This is a genomic window from Pseudonocardia sp. ICBG162, assembly GCF_020496225.1.
GTDB classification, from domain to species: Bacteria; Actinomycetota; Actinomycetes; order Mycobacteriales; family Pseudonocardiaceae; genus Pseudonocardia; species Pseudonocardia alni.
In genome coordinates, this window is sequence record NZ_JAHLJD010000023.1 from 204800 (window position 1) to 218917 (window position 14118).

Below are 14118 nucleotides of genomic sequence, written 5' to 3' on the forward strand. Positions count from 1 at the left end.
TGGTCCGGACGGCGCAACATCGGCCCGCTGTCCGGCGAGAGGACCGGCATGACCGCGCCGCGCCGCCGCACCCGTCCCACCGGACCCCGTCTGCTGCTGGCCGGCGCCGTCCTCGCGCTCGCCCTGTTCGGGACCGGGATCGCCGGGCCCGCCTCCGCGGGCACCGGCTGTTCCGCGGCCTGGACCGCGGCCGGATGTCCCTGATCCCGCCCGAGAGGCAACCGGACGCCCGATTCGGTACGAACTCCAGTCATGCTGCCCGAACCGCGCCACCGCGCCCGGACGCGCCTGTCCGCCTGGTCCTCCGGCCGACGCCGCACGATCGCGATGCTGACCGTGCTGGCGCTGGTCGTCCTCGGGGTCGTCGGGGGGCTGACGATCGGCCGGATGACCGACGAGCCGGCCGTGGCCGGCGAGCAGGGGGCGGCGGCCGCGCTCGGCCCGCTCACCGGCCCCCCGACGCTGTACGGGCGGGTGCAGCGGGTCGTGGACCCGGCGACGGTCGTGGTGGACGTCGGGGGCCGTCCGGTGACGGTGTCGGTGATCGGCGTGGACACCGCGTCGACGCCGCCGTGCGCGCGGGCCGACGCGCAGCGGTTCGCCCAGGGGTTCCTCGACGGCCAGGAGGTCACGCTGGTGCCGGACCCGACGCTGCCCGCTCCGGCGGCGGACGCCCCGACGTGGCCCGCGTACCTCGTGGTCGGGACGCAGCAGTCCTACACCGACGCGGCGCTCGTCGCGGGCTGGGTGGGACCGGGGCAGGGCCGCTACCGGCCGGGCTTCGAGGCCGGGCAGCGCATCGCGCAGGACCGGCGGGCCGGCATGTGGGGGCCGCCGTGCAACCGGACGTCCTGACCGGACGGCGACGCGGTGGGCCGCCGCAACCGGGTGTCACCCGTTCGGCAGAATGGTGAGCGTGGATCCCCGGGCGGTGCGCACGCGACGACGTCTCCAGGACGCGCTGCTCGCGCTGGCCAGGGAGCGCACCCTCGAGTCGATCACGATCGCCGACGTCGCGGAGCACGCGTCGGTGAACCGCAGCAGCTTCTACCAGCACTACACCGACAAGGAGATGCTGCTGGCCGACGCGCTCGCCAACCGGGCGGCGGACGCCGGGGCGGACCTTTCGGACCTGTCGATGGACGACATCGGGCCCGAGCCGCCCGCGGCGCTGCTGCGCTGGTTCATCCATCTGGCCGAGCACGCCCCGTTGTACCGGCAGGCGCTCGGCGGTGCCGCGGCGCCGGACGCCGCGGCCGGGATGCGCCGGCGGATGCAGTCGGTCGTCGCCGACACGACGGTGCGGCTGGGGATCTCCGAGGACGCGTTCGGCATGCCGCTGGACGTGTTCGCCGCCGGCCTGACCTGGACACTGCTCGGGGTCGCGGCCAGCTGGCTGGAACGCGACCCGCTGCCCCCACCCGACGTCGCGGCCGGGTGGGCGTGGCGGATGCTGGTCCGCCGGGACTTCTGAGCTCCGCTCGGAGGGACCGGTCGGCCGTACCGCCCGGGCCGGGTCAAGCGGCCCGGGCGGTACGCGCCTCGCGGGTGTCCCGCGGAGCTCAGCCCTGGACGATGCCGGAGTTGCTCTGGTCGACCGTGGTGGTGGACTGCGACACCGGGCCGCTGGACAGCAGGCCGCCGATGTTGATCGACGGGTTGACGGTGGCCGCGACGTCGATCAGGCCGCCGCGCTGCGAGGCGTGCCCGCCACCGCCGTGCTTGCCGCCGGACTGCAGGATCCCGCTGTTGGAGTCGTCGACGGTGGTGGTCGACTGCTGCACCGGGCCGGAGTTCAGGATGCCGCCGATGTTGGCCGACGGGCTGACGTCCAGGCCCAGCCCGACCAGGTCGTCGACCTGCACGGCGTCGCCCGCGCCGCAGCCGCTCTGCACGATGCCGGAGTTGGACCGGTCGAGCTTGGTGGTGTGCTGGGAGACCGCACCCTGGTTCAGGATGCCGCCGATGTTCAGCTGCGGGTCGACGGCCGCGTCGAGGCCGAGCAGGCCACCCTTCTGCGAGGCGGACGACGGCGCGCAGTCGCGGCCCTTGTCGTGGTGCTTGCCGCCGTCGCCGTAGTCACCGGCGAAGGCCATTCCGGCCGAGCCCAGGACCAGCGGGACGGACAGGACGCCGGCGGTGGCGATCCGCCGGGCGTTACGACGGGCGGGGGTCGTCTCGGGGGCGTTCATGGCACTCCTTCTGTGGCGATGTGATCCGGCCGTCGCACTGACACTCCGTCACTGGCCGGTGCCGCAGAACGTACGGACGCCGATCACCGAAGCGAGAGCACCCCCTCGTTCGAGCGGCGTTATGCCTGTTTCTGTGCGCCCGGACCGACCGTTCGCCGCTGATCAACTACACACAGTGCTATCCGTCAGGTGTCGTTTAGCTACTCTCCGTAGAAGATCGACAGCTCGCCGATCGTTACAGAAAGGCCCCGGGAAGTGGGATGGATCACAGCCGCGCAACGACGGGGCAGAACGGGCGTCTCTAGCTCCCGGAGTCACCACCGGACCCACCCGGTAGCCCCTCGACACCCGCGACCACCTGCGGGAATGGGCCGTACGGCGCGACCGGACTCGACCGTTCGTCGCGCGGGGTGCGGCCGTCGGGTGTGTATCGATCGCCGAACGGCGGCACGGCACGGGACTGGACAGCACTTCGCACCAGGCTGTCGCACGCCGGCGCGGTCCCTCACGATGGTCAACGACGTGGTCCGTCCGGAGTAACGCTGTCGGTGCAGATCACTCCTCGGGAGGGGTCACCCGGACGCCGCACGGACGACGACGGTGCCCGCCAGGTGGTCCCCGATCCGCTGCCGGCGCCGCGAGCAGAGCATCACGACGAGGCCCAGCAGCCCGCCGAACGCGGTGTCGAGGACCAGCAGCAGCGCGCGCACGAGGTGCTGCGCACCCGAGACCGGGCCGCCGTCGGCGCGCCGGATCCGCAGCCCGAACAGCGCCATCATCGGCGTCCGGCCGGTCCGCACCGGGACGAGGACGAACACCAGGAACAGCGCGAGCGGCGCCGCGAGGACCGCGACCACCGAGTACCAGCCGCCGGCGTCGGCCACCAGGTGGGGCAGCTGCACCATGGTGGCCTCGCCCTCGTACCGGAACCGGCCCGCCGGCAGCAGCCAGGTGATCAGCCACCACAGCAGGGACAGCACCAGCGACGCGACGAACACGTCGAAACACAGCTGGAAGACGCGCCGCACCGACACCCGGGTGTCGGAGGACGCCTCGCCCGCGACGGTCATGGTCGGTGAGGGTGGCAGCGCCTCCGGCCCGTCGCAGGCCGGAAACCCGGTGTCGCACCGGACGGGTGACCGCGATCCTGGGCGGGTGCACATCGGACTGAGGCGCCTCGACGAGCCCCTGCTGGCGGCGCTGTGCGACACGGCGGCCGCCGGGGCGGACCCGCTCGAGGTGATGCCGCCGGTGCCCGGTCCGCCCGGGTGGACGACGCGGCGACGCGCGGCGTTCGTCGCGTTCCACCGGGAGCGGTCGGTCGCGGCGGAGGTGCCGGTGGAGCGGACCTGGGCCGTCGTCGTCGACGGGGAGGTGGCCGGGGCGGCGCGGCTGGAACCGGTCGAGGACGGCGAGGAGGCCGGGCTCTGGCTGGCCCGGCCGTGGCGGGGCCGCGGGGTCGGCGGGGCGGTGCTGCGGATGCTCGTGGCACGCGCCGACGGCCCGGTCGTCGCGGAGACGACCCCGGGCAACACCGCGGCGGTCGCGGTGCTGCGCGGGCTGGGGGCGGACGTGACCGTCGACGACGACGCCGTGCACGGCCGGCTGGGCTGAGCCGGCCGTGCATCATGGCGGCATGGGCGTCCTCGCCGCGGGCCGGCGGCACTCGGCCGGGCTGCGGGCCGACGGGACCGTCGTCGCGGTCGGGGACGGCCGCGCCGGTGAGTGCGCCGTCGACGGCTGGACCGGCGTCGTCGCCGTCGCGGTGGGGAACGTCCACACCGCGCGCAACACCGGCCGCGCGCACACCGTCGGGCTGCGCGCCGACGGCACGGTCCTGGCCACCGGCCGCGACGACGACGGCGAGTGCGCCGTCGCCGGCTGGCGCGGGGTCGTCGCGGTCGCCGCGGGGTGGCGCCGCACGCTGGGTCTGCGCGCCGACGGCACCGTGCTCGCCGCGGGCCGCGCCGCCGAGGGTGCGTGCGCGGTGGCCGGCTGGCGCGGGATCCGGGCCCTGAGCTGCGGCGACTGGCACTCCGTCGGGCTGTGCGACGACGGCACCGCGGTCGCGACCGGCAACGACCGGTACGGCCAGTGCGCGGTCGGCGGATGGCACGACCTGGTCGTGGTGTCCGCCGGGTACCTGCACACCGTGGGGCTGCGGGCCGACGGCACGGTCGTGACGACCGGGCGGGGCGGCGGCGACGTCGCGGGATGGCACGACGTCGTCGCGGTGTCCGCCGGCAGCGGTCACACGGTGGGGCTGCGCGCGGACGGGACGGTCCTCGCCGCCGGGGACGACGACCTCGGGCAGTGCGCCGTCGGGACCTGGCGGGACGTGGTGGCCGTCGCCGCCGGGTCGGCGCACACGCTCGGACTGCGGGCCGACGGGACCGTCGTCGCCGCGGGCGAGGGCTCCGGCGGCCGCTGCGACGTCGACGGCTGGACCCTCGCCGTCACCCCACCGGGTGGATCGCCAGGTGCGCGATCAGCTCACCGCGGAAGGTGAGGTCGAACGCCAGCCGGACCGGGCTGCCCGGGAAGTCCCCGGCGACGTCGGCCGTCGCCCGGGTCGCCCCGCCGGCCGGCGCGACGTCGACGACGGTGCAGGTCACCGGCGGCACGTCGGCCCGCCAGGCCCGCAAGGCCGCGGTGCCCCGGTAGGTGTGTCCCTCGTCCTCGGCGACGGCGTCCGGGGTGAACAGCGCGGTGTAGGCGTCGAGGTCGGGGGCGGCGGCCCGGGCGAAGTAGCGGTCGACGAGTGCGGTGGTGTCCATCGGTTCCTCCTGGGTGTGTGCAGTGTCAGACGGTGCGGACGGTGCCGCCGTCGATGCGGTGGTCGGCCCCGGTGATCGCCGACGCGCGGTCGCCCACCAGGAACGCGACGAGCTCGGCGACCTCGTCCGGGCGGGCCGGACGGCCGAGCGGGATGCCGCCGAGCGAGTCCATGAGCCGGCCCAGCGCGGCGTCGCGGTCGCCGTCGAGACCCTCGGCGAGCCGGGTGACCAGCGCGTCGGCGGCCGGCGTGGCGATGAAGCCGGGCGAGACGGTGTTGACCCGGACCCCGTGCGGGCCGACCTCGGTGGCCAGGCCCTTGCTGTAGACGGTGAGCGCGGCCTTCGCCGCCGCGTAGCCGAGCGTGGCGTCGGGCAGCGGCATCTCCCGCTGGATCGAGGCGACGTGCACCACCGCGCCCCGGCCCGCCGCGACCATCGCCGGGACCAGCGCGCGGTCGAGCCGCACCGCGGTCAGCAGGTTGAGCTCCAGCTCGTCGTACCAGGTGGTGTCGTCGAGCGCGGCGAAGCCGCCGGGGGCGGCGTGCGACCCGCCGACGACGTGGACGACGCCGTCGGCCCGGCCCCACCGCCGCGCCACCTCGGCCGCGACCCGCGCGGCCCCGCCCGGGTCGGTGAGGTCGGCCGCCACCGTGTCGGCGGGGTCGGTCGGTCTGCGGGCGACCCCGAGCACGGCCGCCCCGGCGTCGCGGAGCCGGGTCAGCACCGCGCCCCCGGTCGCGCCGGTCGCCCCGGTCACGACCACGCGACGCCCGTCGAGGTCCTCGTTCCGTTCGGTCATGGCCCGACCGTGGCGTCTCCCCCTGCCGGAGGGTCCAGACTCCGTGACCGTGACCGCGTTGCTCTCGATCGGCGAGTTCGCCACCGTGACCCACCTGAGCGTGAAGACCCTGCGCCACTACCACGACGTGGGCCTGCTCGAACCCGAGCACGTCGACCGGCACACCGGCTACCGCTACTACGCGGCGGCGCAGATCCCCCGGGCCCAGGTCGTCCGCCGCTTCCGGGACCTCGACATGCCGGTCCGCGACATCGTCGCGCTGCTGGGCGCCGACGTCGACCGGCGGGCCGCGCTGCTCACCGAGCACCTCGCCCGGCTGGAGCGGCGCCTGGCCGCCACCACCGAGGCCGTCGGGTCCCTGCAGCGCCTGCTCGCGCCCGCGCCGCGCCCCGAGGTGGTGTTCCGCGACGAGCCGGCCCGCACCGTCACCGCCGTCACCGGCCACGTCGACGGCGACGACGTGCTCCGCTGGTACGCCGCGGCGATGGCCGAGATCGACGCGGCCGTCGCCGCCGCGGGCGCCCGTCCGGCCGGCCCGCCCGGCGGGCACTACGACAACGCGCTGTTCACCCACGGCGCCGGACGGATGACGGTGTTCGTCCCGACCGACCGGCCCGTGCGCGCGGGCCGTGTGGCGCCGCTGGAGCTGCCCGCCCGGGAGCTCGCGCTGACCGTGCACCACGGCGCGCACGACGACATCGACGTCACCTACGGCACCCTGGGCGCCCACCTGACCGAGCACGCGCTGCGCGTCGACGGGCCGGTGCACGAGACCTACCTCGTCGGGCCCCGCGACACCGGCGACGCCGCCGCGTGGCGCACCGAGATCGGCTGGCCGGTGTTCACCACCCGGCCCGGGTGACCGATCAGTTCCGGACGCCCGCCCGGTCGTACCGGTCATGTCCTCCGCACACACCGCACGCCGCATGTTCGGGCTGACCGAGCCGATCTGCCTGGCCACCTACCTCGCCGACGAGCCGAACGAGGAGCTGGCCGCGCTCGGCCACCGCACCTACTGGGACGGCTACTTCGCGAGCCGGGCCGCGCCGCTGGGCCGGGTCCCGGCCGAGGTCGTGCACGCGGCGTTCTACAGCTTCGCCGACGGCGAGGCCGCCCGGCACATCCCGAGCGCCTGGGCGACGGTCCCGCCGGAGGAGTCCTTCGCCGCGTGGCGACGGGGCAGCGTCGCGGCGCTGCGCCGGATCCTCGGCGCCGAGCTGTCCGGCTCGCCCGGCGTGGCCCGGGCCGCCGACCTGCTCACCACCGCCGCGACGAGCGCCCCCACCGAGGGCCGGGTGATGTACGCGGGCATGCGCACCCTGGAGGTCCCCGGCGACCCGCTGACCCGGCTGTGGCAGTCCGCGACGACGCTGCGCGAGCACCGCGGCGACGGGCACGTCACCGCCCTGCTCACCGAGCGGGTCGGTGGCACCGAGGCCCACCTGCTGTCCGCGCTGGACATGGGCATCCACCCGCCGGAGACGTTCGGGCGGGTGCACCACCTGCCGGCGGCCCGGCTGGCCGAGGTCATGGCCGGGCTGCGGCGCCGCGGCCTGGTCGACGACGACGGGTGGCTCACCGACGCGGGCCGGGAGGTCAAGGCACGCGTCGAGGCGCTGACCGACGAGCTCGCCGCGCCGCCGTACGCGGCCCTGTCCGACGCGGAGCTCGACGAGCTGGTCGCGGAGCTGGAGCCGCTGTCCACGGTGATGACGGCGGCCTGGTCGCAGTGACCGCCGGTCAGGGCAGCAGCGCCGCCACCGCCGCCCGCGCCTGCCGCGCCGGATCCGGGCTCCCGCCGATCGCCGCGGTCACCATCGCCCCCTCGGCGAGCAGGCAGACCGGCTCGACGGGGTCCACCCCGGCCGCCGACGCCCACTCCCCGAGCTGCCGGTGGAACAGCTCCTTGTGGCTGCGCACCTCGCGCAGCACCGGCTCCGAGGTGCTGCCGAGCTCGCCGTAGGCGTTGATCCACGCGCAGCCGCGGAACCCGGGCCGGGCGAACCACTCCCCCAGCCAGTCGAAGACGGCGAGCAGCCGACGCCGCGGGTCCCCGACCCGGGTCACGTACGCCGCCAGGTCGCCCCGCCAGCGCTCGTCGCGCCGGCGGAGCACCGCGACGACGAGGTCCTCCTTCGTCGCGAAGTCGCGGTAGATCCGCTTGAGCGGGAGCCCCGACGCCGACCTGACCTGGTCCATCCCGACGGCCCGGATGCCGCGCTCGTAGAACAGCAGCTCCGCTGCGTCCAGCAGGCCGTCCCGGTCGAGACGGGCCTGTTCCTCGGTGATGGCCGCGGGCACCGATGACCTCCTTGACATCGAGAACGATCGTTCCCTACGTTACCGGAGCAGATCGAGAACGCTCGTTCTCGACTGACCGAGGAGGCAGCCGTGGCCGAAGGCCGTCCGCCCTACCCGCCGTTCACCGCGGAGACCGCGCGCCAGAAGGTGCAGGCCGCCGAGGACGCCTGGAACACCCGGGACCCGGAGCGCGTCGCGGGCGCGTACACACCGGACTCGGTGTGGCGCAACCGCGACACCTTCGCCACCGGCCGGCAGGAGATCGTCGAGCTGCTGACGGCGAAGTGGCAGCGCGAGCAGGACTACGCGCTGCGCAAGAGCCTCTGGGCGTTCGACGACAACCGCATCGCCGTCCGGTTCCAGTACGAGTCCCGCGACGCCGACGGCCGGTGGTGGCGCAGCTACGGCAACGAGCTGTGGGAGTTCGACGAGCTGGGACTCATGCGGCGGCGCGAGGCCAGCATCAACGACGTCCCGATCACCGAGGCGGAGCGGCGGATCCACGGTCCGCGCCCCGAGTCCGAGCGGGGTGTCGACATCCCGCTGCGGTGAGCCGGGTCAGACCGAGTCCGCGCCGATGGTGTTCCGCATCCGCGTGAGCAGGTCCTGCTGCTCCCGCCCGGGCCGGTCCGGCGCGGCGGGCCGGATGCGGCCGTCGACGTCGTGCAGCGGGATGTCCGAGCGCCCGATCGGGGAGATGCGGGCCATCGACCAGCGGGAGAACACCCGCGACTCCGCCGTCGTCGACTCGACGACCGCCACATCGGTGTGCCGGTCGTCCTCCCTGATCGTCTCGAACAGCCGGGTGACCACGGCCTCGTCGCCCTCCAGGGTCTGGACGAACCAGTTGTCGGAGATCAGCAGCGCCCCGGTGACACCGGCCTTCTTGTTCTTCGACCGGGCCACGTCGAAGATCTCGGCGAGGACCTCGTCGCGGCGGTCGCGGGGCACGGTGCTGTGGCTGCGGTAGATCAACCGGTGGACCTGCTCGGCCATGTGGCTTCCCCCGTGTCGGTCGGGCCGCGTCACCGGGTCGGGCGCGGAACCGTCACGAGCCCGGACCCCGGGTGATCGTCACGGATGATCCGACGGTAGTGGCGTGGGACACACTCCGGCGTCGCGATATGAGACAGCCTGTCGGAAGATCGACCGTCAGTGGGCCCCGTCGAACCGGACGTCCACCCGGACCTGCCGTCCGTCCCGCACCGCCACACCGTGGCCCGGCCGTTCCGCACCGTCGACCCGGACCCGCAGCGGCGCGCCCTCGCCGGTGAAGTTGCGCCACCAGTTCTTGCGGTCCGGCAGCTCGACGCGGATGACGCCGCCGTCGCCCTCGGGCCGGAAGGCCACGGGGAGCCGGAACTCGGTGCCGGAGCGGCGGCCGGCGTAGCTGATCTCCGTCATCGCGCCGAGGCGGCCGGAGCGCGCGAGCGGCGTGACGACGGTGTTGACGACCCGGGCCATGCGCTGGAGGAGGTTCACGTTCCGCCAGGGTAGCCGCGGGCGACCGGCGCCGTCCGTGCCGCGACGGGTCAGCAGTCGCCCCGGGGCGCCAGGCCCCGCTCGCACAGGTACTGCATCTGGGTCTCGCCGCTGGTCGGCGCCCGGCCCGCGGACGTGCCCGGGTCGAGGTACCCCTGGTAGGCCGAGCACGACGGGTCGAACCGGCCGGCCGCCATCGCCCGTGCCGCGCAGTCGTCGCCGGACGCCCTCGCCCGGCTCTCCTCCGCCGCCCGCACCTCGGCGGCCGCGGCCCGGTCCATCGCCCGGCGGGCCGCGACGATCGCGCCGTCCACCGCCGCAACCGGCACGGACGAGCCCACCCCGGCCCGGGGCAGCACCCCGGCGGCGGGTGCGAACGGCGCGGACACCGAGACGGCCGCGGGTGCCGGAGTGGTGGCCCGCTCGGCGCCCGACGCGGCGGCGCACGCGCTGGTGGCGAAGACGGCGGCGACGACGGCCGCCACGGCGAAGCGGCCCATGCCCATCGTCGTTCCCCCGCCCCGGTCACGCCGGCCCCGCCCCCCGGGGCCGGCCCACAGTGTCGTGGGTGGCGCGACGACGGTCAGCGTGTACGCCGGATCGTCACCCCTTCTGATGAGGGACGACGGGCGGGACCGCCGTGGCTCAGACGTTGAAGCGGAACTCGACCACGTCGCCGTCGTGCATGACGTAGTCCTTCCCCTCCATCCGCACCTTGCCCGCGGCCTTCGCGGCGTTCATCGACCCCGCGGCGACCAGGTCGTCGAACGAGACGATCTCGGCCTTGATGAAGCCCCGCTCGAAGTCGGTGTGGATGACCCCGGCCGCCTGCGGCGCGGTGGCGCCCTGCGGGATCGTCCAGGCCCGCGACTCCTTGGGCCCGGCGGTCAGGTAGGTCTGCAGCCCGAGGGTGGAGAACCCGGCGCGGGCCAGCTGGGCCAGGCCCGGCTCGTCCTGCCCGATCGACTCCAGGAGCTCGGCGGCGGACTCGTCGTCGAGCTCCAGCAGCTCGGCCTCGACCTTGGCGTCGAGGAACACCGCCTGGGCGGGGGCGACGAGCTCGGTGAGCTCCTTGCGCCGGGCGTCGTCGGTGAGGACGGCCTCGTCGGCGTTGAAGACGTAGAGGAACGGCTTCGTGGTGAGCAGGGTCAGCTCGCGCAGCAGCTCGGTGTCGGCCTTCGCCTGGAACAGCGTCCGGCCCTCGTTGAGGATCGCGACGGCGGCGTGCGCGGCGTCCAGGACCGGCTTGCGGTCCTTCTGCGTGCGGGCCTCCTTCTCCAGCCGCGGGATCGCCTTCTCCAGCGTCTGCAGGTCGGCCAGGACCAGCTCGGTCGCGATCGTCTCGATGTCGCTCGCGGCGTCGATGCGGCCGTCGACGTGCACCACGTCCGGGTCGTCGAAGACGCGCACGACCTGGCAGATCGCGTCGGACTCACGGATGTTCGCGAGGAACTTGTTGCCCAGGCCCGCGCCCTCGGACGCGCCCTTGACGATGCCGGCGATGTCGACGAAGGACACCGACGCCGGGATGATCTTCTCCGACGAGAAGATCTCGGCCAGCTTCCCCAGGCGCGCGTCGGGGAGCGGGACGACGCCGACGTTGGGCTCGATCGTCGCGAACGGGTAGTTCGCGGCGAGCACGTCGTTGCGGGTCAGCGCGTTGAACAGGGTCGACTTGCCGACGTTGGGCAGGCCGACGATGCCGAGGGTGAGGGACACGGACGACCAGGGTAGTCGGGTCCGTTCAGCCCGGTTCGAGCCGGTAGCCCGCGCCGCGCACGGTCGCGATCCAGCCGGCGCCGAGCTTGCGGCGCAGGTAGCGGACGTAGACGTCCACGACGTTGGACGACGCCCCCGACTCGGCGGGCCCCCACACCAGCCGGAGCAGCTGGTCGCGGGACAGCACCTGGCCCGGGTGACGCAGGAACGTCTCGGCCAGCGCGCACTCGCGCGCCGACAGCTCGACGGTCCGGCCGTGCACACTCACGTGCCGGGTACGGGGGTCGAGCTCGAGCCCGTGGAAGGTCAGCACGTCCGGGTCCGGGACGGGGCGGGCGCGCTCCAGCCGCAGCCGGATCCGGGCCACCAGCTCCTCGAACCGGAACGGCTTGGCCATGTAGTCGTCGGCGCCGCCGGTCAGCCCGGCGACGGTGTCGTGCACGCTGTCGCGCGCGGTCAGGATGATCACCGGGACGGCGCTGCCCGCCGCCCGCAGCCGGCGCAGGACCTCGAAGCCGTCCATCCCGGGCAGCCCGATGTCGAGCACCAGCAGGTCGAACCCACCGGTCACGGCGTGGTCGTGCACACCGGCCCCGTCGGCGACGACCGTGACCTCGAACCCGGCCCCGACCAGGCCCTTCTTCACGAACGACGCGATGCGCGGCTCGTCCTCGGCCACCAGGATCCGGCTGCTCACGTCTCGCTCCTCGGCAGGTCCAGCGTGAAGGTCGCCCCGTGCCCGGGTGTGCTCTCGAGCAGCACGCGGCCGCCGTGCGTCGTCGCGATGGCCTCGACGATGGACAGCCCGAGACCGGCGCCGTCGGAGCGGGGCGCGTCGTCGCCGCGCGCGAAGCGCCGGAACACCCGGTGCCGGTCCTGGGGTGCGACGCCCGGTCCGGAGTCGGCCACCCAGATCCGCACCCGCCCGTCGACCGCCTCCGAGCCGAGCGCGATCCGGTCGCCGTCGCCGGTGAACCGGGTCGCGTTGTCGGCCAGCGCGACGACCGCCTGGGTGATCCGCTGCGGGTCCATCCGGCACCACACCGCGGCCACCGACTCCAGCCGCCAGTCCCGGTCGGCGAGGCCGGTCAGCTTCTCGAACAGCTCCCGGGTCAGCACGCCGACGTCGACGGTCTCGGTCCGCAGCAGCGACGGCTGCTCGGCCCGGGTCAGCGCGAGCATCTCCGACACCAGCCGGTTCATGCGCTCCAGCTCGTCGTCGACCAGGGCGACGGTCTCGGCGACGTCGTCGGGGTCGCGCGGGTCGAGCACCCCGAGGTGCCCCCGGACGATGGTGATCGGGGTGCGCAGCTCGTGCCCGGCGTCGTCGACGAACCGCCGCTGGGACACCATCCCGCTCTGCACCCGGTCGAGCATCGCGTTCAGCGTGGTGGCCAGCTCGGCGATCTCGTCGCGGGCCCGGGCGCGCTGCGGCACCCGGCGCGACAGGTCCCGCCCGGTGATGGTGCGGGCGGTCGCGGCGACGTCGCGCAGCGGCCGCAGGATGCGCCCGGCCACCAGCCACGCCCCGACCGCGGACAGCAGCGCCGTGCCGAAGCCGACCAGCCCCATCAGCCGCGCGGCCTCGTGGGCGAAGTCGTGCTCGCGCTCGGTGAAGTAGCCGATCACGATGACGCCGCGCTGCGGGTCGCCGGCGAGCCCGACCGGCAGCGCCGACCAGCGCACCTCGCCCGCCGAGCTGAGGTAGGAGCCGCGGGTGGGACGGCGGACGTCGGCGACCAGCGCGGCGAACGCCGGGTCCTCGCGCAGCAGCACCCGCGGGCTGGTCCGCCGGGACTCCCAGCGGAAGCGCCCGTCGAGGTAGCCGAGGAACTTCTCGTTCGGCCGTGCCACGTTGGCGGCGATCACCGACCGCAGGATCTCGTCGACCGAGGAGTACGGCTGGCCGGTCGTCGGGTTGACGCCGGTCTCGGTGACGCGGGCGAACTCGGCGATCTCGGAGTTCAGCGCGCCGTCGATCCGGCGGTCGGTCTCGTCGATCAGCAGCATCCAGGTCAGCAGCGTGACGACGCCCAGCGAGGCCAGCACGAGCAGCAGGACCCACCCGACGATGCGGGTGCGGGCCGCGGTCGCCCGCCCGGCGCGACGGGGCCCGGGGCCGGACTCGACGGCCTCGGTCGCGATGATCGCCTCCAGTTCGTCCGTGCCGACGACCATGATCCCGTACCCGCCCCGGTGCCAGGACACGACACCCACCGCGGACGATCACCGTCAGTCGCCGTCGTTGCTCCGTTAGGCGTAAGGCATACTCCGTCGCACGACGCACAGGTGACGCACAGCCATCGTCGAACCGCTCCCATCACCCGGACGGCCGTGCACCACATCCGTCCGGGCCGAGCTTCGACGACCGAGACCGAGGGGGACGTCGTGCGCCTGCCCGGAATGCACGCCCTGCTGACCGCGGGGGTCGCGGTCCTGACCACCGCCGGGACCGTGTCCGCGGTGTCGCTGACCGCGGCCGGCCAGGAGGAGCCCGCGTTGCCCCCGGCACCGCCGGCCGCGCCCGCCCCGCCGGCACCCGCTCCCCCGCCGCTCGTCCCGGCCCCGGCACCGGCTCCGTCGGGCGGGAGCGCACCCGTCGTGCGCGACGACACCGGCGGCGTCACCCGGGAGCGGGAGACGGCGGCCCCCGAGCCGGTCGAGCCCGCCCCCGTCGCGACCACGGCCCCGGCCGACCCGCCGCGCACCACCCCGGAGCGGACCCGCGAGCGCCCGTCGGGGGTCCCCGACCGGGACGCCTCGCGCGAGGAGGAGGTCCGCTTCGCCTGCCAGCAGGGATGGGTGTCGGGCGCGCTCTGCCCGTAGACCGGACCCCGGACACCGGTGA

At 74.8% G+C, this 14118-nt stretch carries 20 protein-coding genes; 9 read left to right on the forward strand and 11 right to left on the reverse strand.

Annotated elements, in window-relative coordinates; all coding sequences use genetic code 11:
- Positions 1 to 48 precede the first annotated feature (48 nt).
- The 3 genes from KPL60_RS23260 (at position 49) to KPL60_RS23270 (ending at position 1474) form a co-directional block, all read left to right on the forward strand.
- Positions 49 to 204, forward strand: coding sequence for a hypothetical protein (locus KPL60_RS23260; RefSeq protein WP_226367192.1), 156 nt, complete (start codon positions 49 to 51; stop codon positions 202 to 204).
- Between the two features lie 48 nt (positions 205 to 252).
- Positions 253 to 855: a thermonuclease family protein gene (locus KPL60_RS23265; protein ID WP_226355282.1), complete on the forward strand. Its 603-nt coding sequence runs from the start codon at positions 253 to 255 to the stop codon at positions 853 to 855.
- A 61-nt stretch (positions 856 to 916) separates the two neighbouring features.
- Positions 917 to 1474 (forward strand): TetR/AcrR family transcriptional regulator, encoded by a 558-nt coding sequence (locus KPL60_RS23270; protein ID WP_226355281.1) that lies wholly within the window; start codon positions 917 to 919, stop codon positions 1472 to 1474.
- Positions 1475 to 1562: 88 nt separating this feature from the next.
- On the opposite strand, the gene KPL60_RS23275 is transcribed toward KPL60_RS23270, so the two are convergent.
- Both KPL60_RS23275 and KPL60_RS23280 read right to left on the reverse strand, forming a co-directional pair.
- Positions 1563 to 2192 (reverse strand): hypothetical protein, encoded by a 630-nt coding sequence (locus tag KPL60_RS23275; RefSeq protein ID WP_226367193.1) that lies wholly within the window; start codon positions 2190 to 2192, stop codon positions 1563 to 1565.
- A gap of 572 nt (positions 2193 to 2764) precedes the next feature.
- A complete protein-coding gene (locus KPL60_RS23280; protein ID WP_226355279.1) occupies positions 2765 to 3262 on the reverse strand; it encodes an RDD family protein in 498 nt (165 codons plus the stop codon).
- An 85-nt stretch (positions 3263 to 3347) separates the two neighbouring features.
- Between KPL60_RS23280 and KPL60_RS23285 the strand changes: the two genes are divergently transcribed.
- Positions 3348 to 3806, forward strand: a complete 459-nt coding sequence (locus tag KPL60_RS23285) for a GNAT family N-acetyltransferase (RefSeq protein WP_226367194.1) — start codon at positions 3348 to 3350, stop codon at positions 3804 to 3806.
- 22 nt (positions 3807 to 3828) lie between these two features.
- Positions 3829 to 4701 carry a chromosome condensation regulator gene (locus tag KPL60_RS23290; RefSeq protein ID WP_226367195.1) on the forward strand — a complete coding sequence of 291 codons (873 nt, stop codon included), beginning with the start codon at positions 3829 to 3831 and terminating at the stop codon, positions 4699 to 4701.
- Here KPL60_RS23290 and KPL60_RS23295 read toward each other — a convergent pair.
- Positions 4649 to 4969 carry a nuclear transport factor 2 family protein gene (locus KPL60_RS23295; RefSeq protein ID WP_226355276.1) on the reverse strand — a complete coding sequence of 107 codons (321 nt, stop codon included), beginning with the start codon at positions 4967 to 4969 and terminating at the stop codon, positions 4649 to 4651. The two genes, KPL60_RS23290 and KPL60_RS23295, sit on opposite strands and share 53 nt — an antisense overlap.
- A 25-nt stretch (positions 4970 to 4994) precedes the next feature.
- Positions 4995 to 5768, reverse strand: a complete 774-nt coding sequence (locus KPL60_RS23300) for an SDR family oxidoreductase (protein WP_226355275.1) — start codon at positions 5766 to 5768, stop codon at positions 4995 to 4997.
- Between the two features lie 49 nt (positions 5769 to 5817).
- Here KPL60_RS23300 and KPL60_RS23305 point away from each other — a divergent pair, with 49 nt between their 5' ends.
- Together KPL60_RS23305 and KPL60_RS23310 are read left to right on the forward strand one after the other, a co-directional pair.
- Entirely contained in the window at positions 5818 to 6630 is an 813-nt protein-coding gene (locus KPL60_RS23305; protein WP_226367196.1) for a MerR family transcriptional regulator, read from the forward strand.
- 37 nt (positions 6631 to 6667) lie between these two features.
- Positions 6668 to 7501: a MarR family transcriptional regulator gene (locus tag KPL60_RS23310; RefSeq protein WP_226355273.1), complete on the forward strand. Its 834-nt coding sequence runs from the start codon at positions 6668 to 6670 to the stop codon at positions 7499 to 7501.
- A 7-nt stretch (positions 7502 to 7508) separates the two neighbouring features.
- On the opposite strand, the gene KPL60_RS23315 is transcribed toward KPL60_RS23310, so the two are convergent.
- Positions 7509 to 8069 (reverse strand): TetR/AcrR family transcriptional regulator, encoded by a 561-nt coding sequence (locus KPL60_RS23315; protein WP_226367197.1) that lies wholly within the window; start codon positions 8067 to 8069, stop codon positions 7509 to 7511.
- 90 nt (positions 8070 to 8159) lie between these two features.
- Here KPL60_RS23315 and KPL60_RS23320 point away from each other — a divergent pair, with 90 nt between their 5' ends.
- Positions 8160 to 8621, forward strand: a complete 462-nt coding sequence (locus tag KPL60_RS23320) for a nuclear transport factor 2 family protein (RefSeq protein WP_226367198.1) — start codon at positions 8160 to 8162, stop codon at positions 8619 to 8621.
- 6 nt (positions 8622 to 8627) lie between these two features.
- Here the strand turns inward: KPL60_RS23320 and KPL60_RS23325 are convergent, their stop codons facing one another.
- From KPL60_RS23325 to KPL60_RS23350, 6 genes are all read right to left on the reverse strand, one after another.
- A complete protein-coding gene (locus tag KPL60_RS23325) occupies positions 8628 to 9065 on the reverse strand; it encodes a BLUF domain-containing protein (protein WP_226367199.1) in 438 nt (145 codons plus the stop codon).
- A gap of 156 nt (positions 9066 to 9221) precedes the next feature.
- Positions 9222 to 9551: a hypothetical protein gene (locus tag KPL60_RS23330; RefSeq protein ID WP_226355269.1), complete on the reverse strand. Its 330-nt coding sequence runs from the start codon at positions 9549 to 9551 to the stop codon at positions 9222 to 9224.
- Between the two features lie 50 nt (positions 9552 to 9601).
- Positions 9602 to 10051 carry a hypothetical protein gene (locus KPL60_RS23335; RefSeq protein WP_226367200.1) on the reverse strand — a complete coding sequence of 150 codons (450 nt, stop codon included), beginning with the start codon at positions 10049 to 10051 and terminating at the stop codon, positions 9602 to 9604.
- A 145-nt stretch (positions 10052 to 10196) separates the two neighbouring features.
- Complete coding sequence (ychF, locus tag KPL60_RS23340) at positions 10197 to 11270, reverse strand: redox-regulated ATPase YchF (protein ID WP_226367201.1); 1074 nt, start codon at positions 11268 to 11270, stop codon at positions 10197 to 10199.
- Between the two features lie 25 nt (positions 11271 to 11295).
- Positions 11296 to 11967: a response regulator transcription factor gene (locus tag KPL60_RS23345; protein WP_073577707.1), complete on the reverse strand. Its 672-nt coding sequence runs from the start codon at positions 11965 to 11967 to the stop codon at positions 11296 to 11298.
- On the reverse strand, positions 11964 to 13478 hold the full coding sequence (locus tag KPL60_RS23350; RefSeq protein WP_226367202.1) for a cell wall metabolism sensor histidine kinase WalK: 1515 nt from the start codon (positions 13476 to 13478) through the stop codon (positions 11964 to 11966). Before KPL60_RS23350 ends, KPL60_RS23345 begins: the two co-directional genes overlap by 4 nt.
- Positions 13479 to 13658: 180 nt before the next feature.
- Between KPL60_RS23350 and KPL60_RS23355 the strand changes: the two genes are divergently transcribed.
- Positions 13659 to 14096 (forward strand): hypothetical protein, encoded by a 438-nt coding sequence (locus tag KPL60_RS23355; RefSeq protein WP_226355259.1) that lies wholly within the window; start codon positions 13659 to 13661, stop codon positions 14094 to 14096.
- The last annotated feature ends 22 nt before the right edge of the window (positions 14097 to 14118 follow it).